The organism is Escherichia sp. WS1265 (assembly GCF_046487585.1).
Lineage (GTDB): Bacteria > Pseudomonadota > Gammaproteobacteria > Enterobacterales > Enterobacteriaceae > Escherichia > Escherichia coli.
In genome coordinates, this window is sequence record NZ_JBJQJE010000011.1 from 45,178 (window position 1) to 57,405 (window position 12,228).

The following is a 12,228-nucleotide window of genomic DNA, read 5'->3' on the forward strand; positions in this document are numbered from 1 at the left end:
ATGGACAAGGAATTACCGTGGCTGGCGGATAACGCCCAAGTGGAACTGAAATATAAAAAAGGCAAAACGCCGCTCAGCCATCGCAGTTGGCCGGGCGAACCGGTGCCTGTTATCACTGAAAGCCTCATCCAGACACTGGGTGATGAATTGCTACAAAAAGCTGAGAAGAAAAAAAACATTATCTGGCGTTATGAAAATTTTTCACTGGAGTGGCAGTCCGCCATCACGGAAGCCATCAACTTGATTGGCGAACACAAACCCTCAATTCCGGCACGGACAATGGCGGCGCTAGTCTGTATCGCGCAAAATGACAGCCAACAGTTGCTCGACGAAATCGTCCAACAAGAGGGACTGGAATATGCGACTGAGGTGGTGATTGCACGCCAGTTTATTACACGATGTTATGAGAGTGATCCTCTGCTAGTGACATTGCAGTATCAGAACGAGGATTATGGCTATGGTTATCGCTCAGAAACCTATAACGAATTCGATCTCCGACTGCGTAAGCATCTCTCTCTGGCAGAGGAAAGCAGCTGGCAGCGTTGCGCCGACAAACTCATTGCCGCACTGCCAGGAATAACCAAAGTTCGCCGCCCTTTTATTGCGCTGATCCTCCCGGAAAAACCAGAAATCGCCAATGAGTTGGTAGGCCTTGAATGCCCGCGGACTCATTTTCATTCTAAGGAGTGGTTAAAAGTTGTTGCTAATGACCCCAGAGCGGTGAAAAAACTCGAACGCTACTGGAGCCAGGATATATTTAGCGATCGGGAAGCCAGCTACATGTCGCATGAAAACCACTTCGGCTACGCGGCCTGCGCTGCCCTTTTGCGCGAACAAGGACTGGCAGCCGTTCCACGCCTGGCAATGTATGCCCATAAAGAAGATTGCGGCAGTCTGCTGGTACAAATTAACCATCCGCAGGTCATCCGCACCCTGCTGTTAGTTGCTGATAAAAACAAACCCAGCCTGCAACGTGTAGCTAAATACAGTAAAAATTTCCCCCATGCGACGCTTGCCGCACTGGCAAAACTGCTGGCGCTAAAAGAACCACCTACGCGTCCTGGTTATCCAATCATCGAAGACAAAAAGCTGCCTGCACAGCAAAAAGCACGTGATGAATACTGGCGTACGCTGTTACAAACGCTGATGGCATCGCAGCCACAACTGGCAGAAGAGGTGATGCCGTGGTTAAGTACTCAAGCCCGGTCAGTGCTGAATAGTTATTTATCGGCACCGCCTAAAACGGTTATTGATAGCACCGATAACAGCCAAATGCCTGAAATCCTCGTTTCACCACCGTGGCGTAGTAAGAAAAAAATGACAGTTCCACGTCTTGATTTGGCACCGTTCGAATTAACGCCGCAAGTTTACTGGCAACCAGGCGAACGAGAGAGGCTTGGCGCCACTGAGTCTGCCCGTTATTTCAGCACGGAATCTCTTGCGGAACGCATGGAACAAAAAAGTGGACGAGTTGTATTACAGGAGCTGGGTTTTGGAGATGATGTATGGCTGTTTTTGAATTATATACTCCCCGGAAAACTGGATGCTGCACGCAATTCACTCATTGTTCAGTGGCATTACTACCCAGGGCGGGTTGAAGAGATCATGAATGGCTGGAGCTCCCCGGAAGCTCAATTAGCAGAACAGGCGCTTCGCAACGGTCACGTAGAAGTGTTAATTAACATATGGGAAAATGACAGCTACTCACGCTATCGTCGGGAAAAGAGTATCTGGAACCTGTATTTATTGGCGCAGTTGCCGCGTGAGATGGCTTTGACTTTCTGGCTACGTATCAATGAGAAAAAGCATCTGTCTGCGGGTGAGGACTATTTTCTCAGTATCTTCGGATTGGATGCTCTACCAGGTCTGCTGTTGGCTTTTTCACATCGTCCAAAAGAAACATTTCCGTTAATTTTAAATTTCGGCGCAACCGAACTGGCCCTGCCCGTTGCCCTCGTCTGGCGACGTTTCGCGGCGCAGCGTGATCTGGCCCGCCAGTGGATTTTACAATGGCCGGAACATACAGCTACTGCACTTATCCCTCTTGTCTTCACCAAATCCAGCGATAATAGCGAAGCTGCATTACTTGCCCTGCGTTTACTTTACGAACAGGGACATGGCGAGTTACTGCAAACCGTGGCAAACCGCTGGCAGCGTACAGATGTATGGCCTGCCCTGGAGCAATTACTTAAACAGAGTCCAATAGAGATTTACCCGACACGCATTCCAAAAGCCCCTGATTTCTGGCAGCCGGCAATGTGGTCCAGGCCGCGCCTTATCACGAATAATCAACCAGTTACTGATGACGCTCTGGAAATTATCGGCGAAATGCTGCGCTTTACCCAGGGCGGACGTTTTTATAGCGGACTGGAACAGCTGAAAACGTTTTGCCAGCCGCAAACGCTGGCAGCCTTTGCCTGGGATCTTTTCACCGCGTGGCAACAAGCTGGTGCTCCCGCAAAAGACAACTGGGCATTTCTGGCGTTAAGTCTCTTTGGCGACGAAAGCACGGCACGGTATCTGACGACACAGATCCTTGCCTGGCCACAGGAAGGCAAATCTGCCCGTGCCGTCAGCGGCCTGAACATCCTTACTCAGATGAATAATGATATGGCACTGATACGGCTGCATCATATATCGCAACGGGCGAAATCCCGCCCCTTACGTGATAACGCGGCGGAATTTCTTCAGGTGGTCGCAGAAAATCGCGGGCTAAGCCAGGAAGAGTTGGCGGACAGATTAGTCCCAACACTGGGTCTTGATGATCCGCAGGCGTTGATTTTTGATTTTGGTCCACGGCAATTTACCGTTCGCTTCGATGAAAACCTCAACCCGGTTATCTTTGATCAGCAAAACGTTCGCCAGAAAAGCGTTCCCCGGTTGCGCGCCGATGACGATCAACTGAAAGCCCCCGAGGCACTGGCCCGACTAAAAGGGCTAAAAAAAGATGCCACTCAGGTGAGCAAAAACCTGCTCCCGCGTCTTGAAACTGCCCTGCGCACCACCCGACACTGGTCGCTGGCAGATTTTCATTCTCTGTTTGTTAATCATCCCTTTACCCGCCTGGTTACTCAGCGATTGATATGGGGTGTTTATCCGGCAAATGAACCGCGTCGTTTACTCAACGCCTTTCGTGTGGCCGCTGAGGGGGAGTTCTGCAATGAGCAAGATGAGCCAATTGACCTGCCTGCCGATGCTCTGATTGGCATTGCCCACCCGTTAGAAATGGCAGCAGAAATGCGCAGTGAATTTGCACAGCTTTTTGCCGATTACGAAATTATGCCGCCTTTTCGCCAGTTGGCACGGCGCACAGTGCTGCTCACGCCTGACGAGTCAGCCAGTAATAGTTTGAGTCGCTGGGAAGGTAAATCTGCTACCGTTGGGCAACTTATGGGAATGCGATACAAAGGCTGGGAGTCAGGCTATGAGAACGCATTTGTCTATGACCTGGGCGAGTACCGGCTGGTCCTTAAGTTTTCATCCGGTTTTAAGCACTACAATGTTGATAGCAAAGCGCTAATGAGCTTCCGTTCTCTTCATGTATACCGTGACAATAAATCTGTCACTTTTGCCGAACTTGATGTGTTTGATTTGAGTGAAGCGTTAAGCGCACCCGACGTCATTTTCCATTAAAACACAGCGGGCAGTGATGCGACTGCCCGTTATTAACACGACCTGCCACCGGGAAAAGCGATGATCGTGCAAAAAGAGCTGGTCACTATTTACGATTATGAGGTCCCTGTACCTGAAGAGCCGTTTTCCTTCAGACTTGAGATCCATAAACGCTCTGAATTATTTACAGGTTCCGTCTACCGGCTGGAGCGATTCCGGCTACATCCAACATTTCATCAACGTGATCGAGAGGATGTCGACCCGCAAATAAATGATGCGTTGATTTATATAAGAGATGAGTTTATTGATGAGCGAAAATTACGGGGCGAATCACCAGAAACGGTAATAGCCATTTTTAATCGTGAACTACAGAATATATTCAACCAAGAAATAGAATAATAGCTTTATTAAAGGGGGAAACGGTATTCCCCCTTAGATGCGTTTCAATTTGCCCATTACTTCAACAAATCAATCAACCGTAACAGAGCCACTAATAGCTCCAGTACAGCAATGAGCACGGTTAACTTTTGTGTCAGCGTGTCCATCCGCTCTCCTTATTAAGGAGCGCAACACCAGCACCTTACCCTTACACTGCCTGTCGATACTGGTTTACGTATGTTGGACCACGATGTTGCACTCCGGATCAGGGCACCACCTGCAGCACCACCCGTCCGGTAGCCAGGACTTAAAATTGGTCCGATCCGGCGCAACGTCCCAACCGTCTGGATTATAAATCTCATTATCTTAATTGCAACGGGGTCCACCGATGGTTATAATTCGTTCGTTGGAACACGATGTTGCACAGGCTGCGGTGTTGGGCCTGAAAATAGTAAATAAAAGAACCTGCCTCACCAGCAGGTTTTTTTATTTACTGTGATCTGCTTTCCAGATATTTTTCGCTCAAACAACTAATGCGCCAAACATTTATTGCGCGTAAAATATCGTTTATTTCATTAATACATTTCAGGGATGAATATATGTCACCGCAGAATAATCATCTGCAGCGTCCGCCTGCCGCTGTGTTATACGCCGATGAACTGGCAAAATTAAAACAAAATGATAACGCACCTTGCCCGCCAGGTTGGCAGTTAAGTTTGCCTGCGGCCCGCGCTTTTATCCTTGGCGACGAAGCACAAAATATTAGCCGTAAAGTCGTGATTAGCCCCTCCGCTGTCGAACGCATGTTAGTCACTCTCGCTACCGGGCGCGGTTTGATGTTGGTGGGGGAACCTGGCACCGCAAAATCTCTCCTGTCTGAATTACTGGCAACCGCTATTAGCGGCGATGCCGGGTTAACCATCCAGGGCGGCGCATCTACCACCGAAGATCAAATCAAGTACGGCTGGAACTACGCCCTGCTTATCAACCATGGTCCGTCAACGGAAGCGCTGGTCCCTGCCCCGCTTTACCAGGGAATGCGCGACGGCAAAATTGTCCGTTTTGAAGAGATAACGCGTACACCGCTGGAAGTACAAGACTGTCTGTTAGGTATGCTTTCTGACAGGGTAATGACGGTGCCGGAACTCACTGGTGAAGCCAGTCAGCTCTATGCGCGGGAAGGCTTTAATATTATTGCCACTGCCAATACCCGCGATCGCGGCGTCAATGAAATGAGTGCCGCGCTAAAGCGTCGCTTCGATTTTGAAACTGTCTTTCCGATTATGGATTTCGCCCAGGAGCTCGAACTGGTCGCCAGTGCTTCGGCGTGTTTGCTGGCCCATAGCGGTATTCCGCATAAAGTGCCTGACGCGGTACTGGAGTTACTGGTCCGCACCTTCCGCGATCTGCGTGCCAACGGCGAAAAGAAAACGTCAATGGATACCCTGACGGCAATTATGTCCACCGCTGAAGCCGTGAACGTGGCCCACGCTGTGGGTGTCCGCGCCTGGTTTTTAGCGAATCGCGCGGGGGAGCCTGCCGACCTGGTGGACTGTATTGCCGGAACCATCGTCAAAGATAACGAAGAAGATCGCGCGCGTCTGCGCCGTTACTTCGAACAGCGCGTCGCCACACATAAAGAAGCTCACTGGCAGGCTTATTATCAAGCTCGCCACCGCCTGCCGTGAGGAAAGATGCATGAGCGAGCCGTTAATTGTCGGCATCCGGCATCATAGCCCGGCCTGCGCCCGGCTGGTGAAATCATTAATCGAAAGCCAGCGGCCACGATACGTGTTGATTGAAGGCCCGGCTGATTTTAATGACCGGGTAGACGAACTGTTGTTAGCTCACCAGCTTCCGGTAGCTATTTACAGTTATTGCCAGTATCAGGACGGTGCGGCCCCCGGGCGTGGTGCCTGGACGCCATTTGCTGAATTTTCGCCGGAGTGGCAGGCGCTACAAGCCGCTCGTCGTATTCAGGCACAAACTTACTTCATCGATTTGCCTTGCTGGGCGCAGAGTGAAGAAGAGGACGATTCGCCTGATACGCAAGAGGAAAGCCAGATCTTGCTGCTGCGTGCCACCCGCATGGATAACAGCGATACCCTGTGGGATCACTTATTCGAAGATGAAAGCCAGCAAACTATATTACCCTCTGCACTGGCGCACTATTTTGCGCAACTGCGGGGCGACGCCTCCGGCGATGCACTCAATCGTCAGCGCGAAGCCTTTATGGCCCGCTGGATTGCATGGGCGATGCAGCAAAATAATGGCGACGTATTAGTCGTCTGCGGAGGCTGGCACGCTCCGGCACTGGCAAAAATGTGGCGCGAATGCCCGCAAGAAATTAACACGCCAGAATTGCTCTCACTGGATGATGCCGTTACAGGTTGCTATCTCACGCCATACAGTGAAAAGCGCCTTGATGTGCTGGCAGGATACCTTTCAGGAATGCCTGCCCCGGTCTGGCAAAACTGGTGCTGGCGGTGGGGCTTGCAGCAGGCAGGTGAACAACTGCTGAAAACGGTTCTTACCCGTTTGCGCCAGCACCACTTGCCTGCTTCAACAGCGGATATGGCTGCCGCTCATCTGCATGCGATGGCACTGGCACAGTTGCGTGGTCATACACTACCGTTACGCACTGACTGGCTGGATGCCATAGCAGGCTCGCTGATTAAAGAAGCCCTGAATGCGCCGTTGCCGTGGAGCTATCGCGGCGTTATTCATCCCGATACCGATCCGATTCTGCTAACGTTGATAGACACATTAGCGGGTGACGGATTCGGTAAACTTGCCCCCTCTACGCCACAGCCGCCTCTGCCAAAAGATGTCACCTACGAACTGGAACGTACAGGAATCTCTTTTCCGGCGGAGCTTACTTTAAATCGCTTTACCCCCGATGGACTGGCGCAAAGTCAGGTGTTACATCGGCTGGTAATACTGGAGATCCCAGGGGTTGTGCGCCAGCAGGGAAGTACACTGACACTTGCAGGCAACGGTGAAGAACGCTGGAAATTAACCCGCCCGCTTAGCCAACATGCGGCATTAATTGAGGCCGCCTGCTTTGGTGCCACACTCCAGGAAACCGCACGCAATAAATTAGAAGCCGATATGCTGGACGCGGGTGGAATCGGCAGTATCACCACATGTCTTAGCCAGGCGGCGTTAGCGGGTCTGGCGTCCTTCAGTCAACAATTACTGGAGCAACTCACATTATTAATCGCCCAGGAAAATCAGTTTGCCGAAATGGGCCAGGCGCTGGAAGTGCTATATGCCTTATGGCGGTTGGATGAAATTAGCGGTATGCAAGGCGCGCAGATATTACAAACGACATTATGCGCGGCTATCGATCGCACGCTGTGGCTATGTGAATCCAACGGCAGACCGGATGAAAAGGAGTTTCACGCTCACCTGCATAGCTGGCAAGCGCTTTGCCATATCCTGCGCGATCTACATAGCGGCGTTAATTTACCCGGCGTTTCGCTTTCTGCGGCGGTAGCCTTACTGGAGCGCCGCAGTCAGGCGATTCATGCCCCAGCGCTGGATCGCGGCGCGGCTCTTGGCGCACTAATGCGTCTGGAACATCCCAACGCCAGTGCCGAAGCGGCGCTGACGATGCTGGCGCAATTATCCCCGGCACAATCCGGCGAGGCGCTGCACGGTTTGCTGGCGCTGGCCCGCCATCAACTGGCCTGTCAGCCGGCATTTATCGCCGGTTTCAGTAGTCATTTAAATCAACTGAGTGACGACGATTTTATTAACGCCCTGCCCGATTTACGCGCGGCGATGGCCTGGCTACCACCACGAGAACGTGGGACGCTGGCGCATCAGGTGCTTGAGCATTACCAGCTCGCACAGATTCCCGTTTCAGCGCTGCAAATGCCGTTGCATTGTCCACCGCAAGCCATTGCACATCATCAACAACTCGAACAGCAGGCACTGGCATCGCTGCAACACTGGGGAGTTTTCCATGTCTGAACTGAACGATCTTCTGACCACCCGTGAGCTACAACGCTGGCGATTAATTCTTGGCGAAGCGGCAGAAACGACGCTTTGTGGGCTGGATGACAACGCCCGGCAGATAGACCACGCGCTGGAGTGGTTGTATGGGCGCGATCCTGAACGGCTCCAGCGTGGTGAACGCTCCGGTGGATTAGGTGACTCAAATCTCACCACCCCTGAGTGGATCAACAGTATTCACACGCTGTTTCCGCAACAGGTGATCGAGCGGCTGGAAAGCGATGCCGTACTGCGCTACGGCATTGAAGATGTGGTGACGAATCTCGACGTACTGGAACGTATGCAGCCTTCTGAAAGCCTGCTACGCGCCGTTTTGCACACCAAACATCTGATGAATCCCGAAGTGCTGGCTGCCACCCGCCGGATAGTGCGCCAGGTTGTTGAAGAGATTATGGCGCGACTGGCAAAGGAAGTTCGTCAGGCTTTTTCTGGTGTCCGCGATCGCCGTCGCCGCTCATTTATTCCACTGGCGCGAAACTTTGATTTCAAAAGTACTCTGCGTGCCAACCTGCAACACTGGCATCCGCAACACGGCAAGTTGTATATCGAATCCCCCCGCTTTAACAGCCGCATTAAGCGCCACAGTGAACAATGGCAACTGGTCTTACTGGTTGATCAAAGCGGATCGATGGTTGACTCGGTGATCCACTCAGCGGTGATGGCGGCCTGTTTATGGCAGTTACCCGGCATTCGTACCCATCTGGTGGCGTTTGACACCAGCGTCGTTGATCTCACGGCAGACGTTGCCGATCCGGTAGAGTTATTAATGAAAGTACAACTGGGCGGCGGGACCAATATCGCCAGTGCCGTGGAATATGGTCGGCAACTTATTGAACAACCAGCGAAAAGCGTCATTATCCTCGTGAGCGATTTTTACGAAGGGGGTTCATCATCATTGCTGACGCATCAGGTGAAAAAGTGTGTCCAGAGCGGCGTCAAAGTGCTGGGACTGGCGGCGTTCGATAGCACCGCAACACCTTGCTATGACCGCGATATGGCCCAGGCACTGGTTAATGTCGGTGCACAAATAGCCGCCATGACGCCGGGCGAACTGGCGACCTGGCTTGCGGAGAATCTTCAGTCATGAATTCACTACGGCCGGAATTATTAGAACTGGCACCACAAGCTTTGACGGCGTTAAGCAATGCCGGTTTTGTTAAGCGCAGCCTTAAAGAACTGGAAAATGGCAACGTCCCGGAAATCAGCCATGAGAACGGCGCTTTAATCGCCACCTTCAGTGACGGTGTCCGCACCCAGCTGGCGAACGGTCAGGCACTGAAAGAGGCTCAGTGCAGCTGCGGGGCCAGCGGCATGTGCCGCCATCGCGTGATGCTGGTTTTAAGTTATCAGCGACTTTGCGCCACCACCCAGCCTACGGAAAAAGAAGAAGAGTGGGATCCGGCAATCTGGCTGGAAGAACTGGCTACCCTGCCCGATGCCACCCGCAAACGCGCACAGGCACTGGTCGCTAAAGGCATCACCATTGAGTTGTTCTGTACGCCGGGCGAAATTCCCTCTGCCCGCTTACCGATGAGCGATGTACGTTTTTATTCCCGCAGCAGCATTCGTTTCGCCCGTTGTGATTGTATTGAAGGAACACTTTGCGAACATGTCGTACTGGCAGTACAGGCCTTTGTCCAGGCCAAAGCGCAGCAAGCGGAATTTACTCATTTAATCTGGCAGATGCGCAGCGAACACGTCACATCATCTGACGATCCGTTTGCCAACGATGAGGGCGACGCGTGTCGTCAATATGTTCAGCAATTAAGCCAGGCGTTATGGCTTGGCGGCATCAGCCAGCCGCTTATTCATTACGAGGCTGCTTTCAGCCGCGCGCAGCAAGCGGCGGAACGCTGCAACTGGCGATGGGTGAGTGAATCGCTACGGCAACTGCGCGCCAGCGTTGATGCCTTCCACGCCCGCGCCAGCCACTATCATGCCGGAGAATGCTTACGTCAGCTTGCGGCATTAAACAGTCGATTAAATTGCGCACAAGAGATGGCGCGGCGCGACAGTGTTGGTGAAGTTCCTCCGATGCCGTGGCGCACGGTCGTTGGCGCTGGCATTGCCGGAGAAGCAAAGCTTGATCATCTGCGGCTGGTGTCTTTAGGTATGCGTTGCTGGCAGGATATTGAGCATTATGGTTTACGCATCTGGTTTACCGATCCCGACACTGGCAGTATTTTGCATCTTTCGCGTAGTTGGCCGAGAAGCGAACAGGAAAACTCACCGGCAGCGACGCGTCGGCTGTTTAGTTTTCTGGCTGGCGCACTGGCAGGTGGGCAAATTGTTTCACAAGCAGCAAAACGCAGTGCCGATGGCGAGCTGTTGTTAGCTACCCGCAACCGCTTAAGCAGCGTTGTGCCGCTGTCGCCAGACGCCTGGCAAATGTTGAGCGCGCCATTGCGCCAGTCGGGCATTGTGGCTTTGCGGGAATATTTACGCCAGCGTCCCCCCGCCTGCATACGGCCTCTTAATCAGGTGGATAACTTATTTATTCTGCCAGTCGCTGAGTGTATTTCACTCGGTTGGGATAGCAGCCGCCAGACGCTGGATGCGCAGGTAATCAGCGGCGAAGGTGAAGATAATCTGCTGACTTTATCACTGCCAGCCTCAGCCAGCGCGCCTTTTGCCGTTGAACGCATGGCGGCACTTTTGCAACACACAGACGACCCCGTGAGTCTGGTTTCTGGCTTTGTCAGTTTTGTTGAGGGGCAATTGACACTGGAACCACGGGTAATGATGACCAAAACCCGCGCCTGGGCGCTGGACGCAGAAACTGCGCCTGTGGCACCGCTACCTTCTGCCAGCGTTCTGCCTGTGCCGTCTACCGCTCATCAGTTGCTGATGCGCTGCCAGGCGTTACTTATTCAACTGCTCCATAACGGCTGGCGCTATCAGGAACAGAGTGCTATTGGTCAGGCAGAGTTGCTGGCGAATGACCTCACCGCGGTCGGTTTTTATCGGCTGGCACATGTGTTGGCACAATTTTGTAATACAGAAAGCGAGGCACGGGTAGAAGCAATGAATAACGGTGTTTTGCTTTGCGAACAATTATTCCACATGCTTCAGCAACAAGGATGAAATAGTGCTTTTTACTAAGAGTTCTACTCCAGTTCCGGACTGCTCACGCCACGGTATTAGGCATATCCTATATAGCCCCTGGTGAGAGTCACCAGTTTCTTGATTAAATAAAATGGAGTTTTACATGAAGGCTTTCAATAAGCTGTTTTCCCTCGTTGTTGCATCTGTTCTGGTTTTCTCTCTTGCTGGCTGCGGTGACAAAGAAGAATCGAAAAAATTCAGCGCCAATCTGAACGGTACTGAAATTGCCATTACCTATGTCTACAAAGGTGACAAGGTGCTTAAGCAATCTTCTGAAACCAAAATTCAATTTGCCTCCATTGGTGCAACCACCAAAGAAGACGCTGCCAAGACACTTGAGCCGTTAAGCGCCAAATACAAAAATATCGCGGGTGTTGAAGAAAAATTAACCTATACCGATACCTACGCGCAGGAAAACGTGACTATCGATATGGAAAAAGTGGATTTTAAAGCCCTGCAGGGTATTTCAGGAATCAACGTTTCTGCTGAAGATGCCAAAAAAGGTATCACTATGGCGCAAATGGAACTGGTGATGAAAGCCGCTGGTTTTAAAGAAGTGAAATAATCTGTCGGCGGCCATGTTTCGCATGGCCGCCATACCCGTCTTAGCTTTTCTTCACATGCTGGCGCGCTGCCAGTCCACGCAGAAAATAACGTAAAAATTGATCGCCGCATTCGCGGAAGTTTTTATGATCCGGTGCACGCATCATCGCCGTAATTTCCGGCATCGAAACGCGGAACTGCTGTTCGGTGAGGATCGCCAGAATGTCATCGGTTTTCAGCGAAAACGCGATGCGTAATTTTTTCAGCACGATGTTGTTATTAATGCGACGTTCCGGCTCCAGTGCCGGAGCAGACTCATCCTTGCCGCGTTTTTCATAAATCAGGCCATTGAGGAAGGAAGACAAAACAATGTCCGGACAACGCTGAAAACCCTCTTCGTCTTCTTTACGTAGCCAGACGGCGATCTGTTCCGCGGTGGCTTCGACATTACCCAGCGCCAGAATACGCACCAGGTCATTATTATTGGCTTTCAAAATGTAGCGCACGCTGCGCAGAATATCGTTACTTAGCATGAGGCCTTCAGGTGTTGATGAGGCAAAAAGCCATTTT

8 protein-coding genes are annotated in these 12,228 nt (G+C 51.8%); 7 read left to right on the forward strand and 1 reads right to left on the reverse strand.

Annotated elements, in window-relative coordinates; genetic code table 11:
- The 7 genes from yehI (at position 1) to ACJHX3_RS12575 (ending at position 11,680) form a co-directional block, all read left to right on the forward strand.
- A complete protein-coding gene (gene yehI / locus ACJHX3_RS12545; protein ID WP_094322029.1) occupies positions 1–3,633 on the forward strand; it encodes a DUF4132 domain-containing protein YehI in 3,633 nt (1,210 codons plus the stop codon).
- Positions 3,634–3,693: 60 nt separating this feature from the next.
- On the forward strand, positions 3,694–4,011 hold the full coding sequence (gene yehK / locus ACJHX3_RS12550) for a protein YehK (RefSeq protein WP_024044469.1): 318 nt from the start codon (positions 3,694–3,696) through the stop codon (positions 4,009–4,011).
- Between the two features lie 578 nt (positions 4,012–4,589).
- A complete protein-coding gene (locus ACJHX3_RS12555) occupies positions 4,590–5,678 on the forward strand; it encodes an ATP-binding protein (protein ID WP_024044468.1) in 1,089 nt (362 codons plus the stop codon).
- A 10-nt stretch (positions 5,679–5,688) separates the two neighbouring features.
- Entirely contained in the window at positions 5,689–7,968 is a 2,280-nt protein-coding gene (locus ACJHX3_RS12560) for a DUF5682 family protein (protein WP_094308669.1), read from the forward strand.
- Positions 7,961–9,097: a VWA domain-containing protein gene (locus ACJHX3_RS12565; protein WP_024044044.1), complete on the forward strand. Its 1,137-nt coding sequence runs from the start codon at positions 7,961–7,963 to the stop codon at positions 9,095–9,097. The genes ACJHX3_RS12560 and ACJHX3_RS12565 overlap by 8 nt, the downstream gene beginning before the upstream one ends.
- Positions 9,094–11,094: an SWIM zinc finger family protein gene (locus tag ACJHX3_RS12570; RefSeq protein WP_024044045.1), complete on the forward strand. Its 2,001-nt coding sequence runs from the start codon at positions 9,094–9,096 to the stop codon at positions 11,092–11,094. Before ACJHX3_RS12565 ends, ACJHX3_RS12570 begins: the two co-directional genes overlap by 4 nt.
- Positions 11,095–11,218: 124 nt before the next feature.
- Complete coding sequence (locus ACJHX3_RS12575; RefSeq protein WP_001295429.1) at positions 11,219–11,680, forward strand: YehR family lipoprotein; 462 nt, start codon at positions 11,219–11,221, stop codon at positions 11,678–11,680.
- Between the two features lie 40 nt (positions 11,681–11,720).
- On the opposite strand, the gene ACJHX3_RS12580 is transcribed toward ACJHX3_RS12575, so the two are convergent.
- Complete coding sequence (locus ACJHX3_RS12580; protein ID WP_001295430.1) at positions 11,721–12,191, reverse strand: DUF1456 family protein; 471 nt, start codon at positions 12,189–12,191, stop codon at positions 11,721–11,723.
- Between the last annotated feature and the right edge of the window lie 37 nt (positions 12,192–12,228).

Bases quoted from the DNA above. Each gene is read 5' to 3' on its own strand.
- yehI (WP_094322029.1), top strand. From the start codon at position 1: ATGGACAAGGAATTACCGTGGCTGGCGGATAACGCCCAAGTGGAACTG.
- yehK (WP_024044469.1), top strand. From the start codon at position 3,694: ATGATCGTGCAAAAAGAGCTGGTCACTATTTACGATTATGAGGTCCCT.
- ACJHX3_RS12555 (WP_024044468.1), top strand. From the start codon at position 4,590: ATGTCACCGCAGAATAATCATCTGCAGCGTCCGCCTGCCGCTGTGTTA.
- ACJHX3_RS12560 (WP_094308669.1), top strand. From the start codon at position 5,689: ATGAGCGAGCCGTTAATTGTCGGCATCCGGCATCATAGCCCGGCCTGC.
- ACJHX3_RS12565 (WP_024044044.1), top strand. From the start codon at position 7,961: ATGTCTGAACTGAACGATCTTCTGACCACCCGTGAGCTACAACGCTGG.
- ACJHX3_RS12570 (WP_024044045.1), top strand. From the start codon at position 9,094: ATGAATTCACTACGGCCGGAATTATTAGAACTGGCACCACAAGCTTTG.
- ACJHX3_RS12575 (WP_001295429.1), top strand. From the start codon at position 11,219: ATGAAGGCTTTCAATAAGCTGTTTTCCCTCGTTGTTGCATCTGTTCTG.
- ACJHX3_RS12580 (WP_001295430.1), bottom strand. From the start codon at position 12,191: ATGCTAAGTAACGATATTCTGCGCAGCGTGCGCTACATTTTGAAAGCC.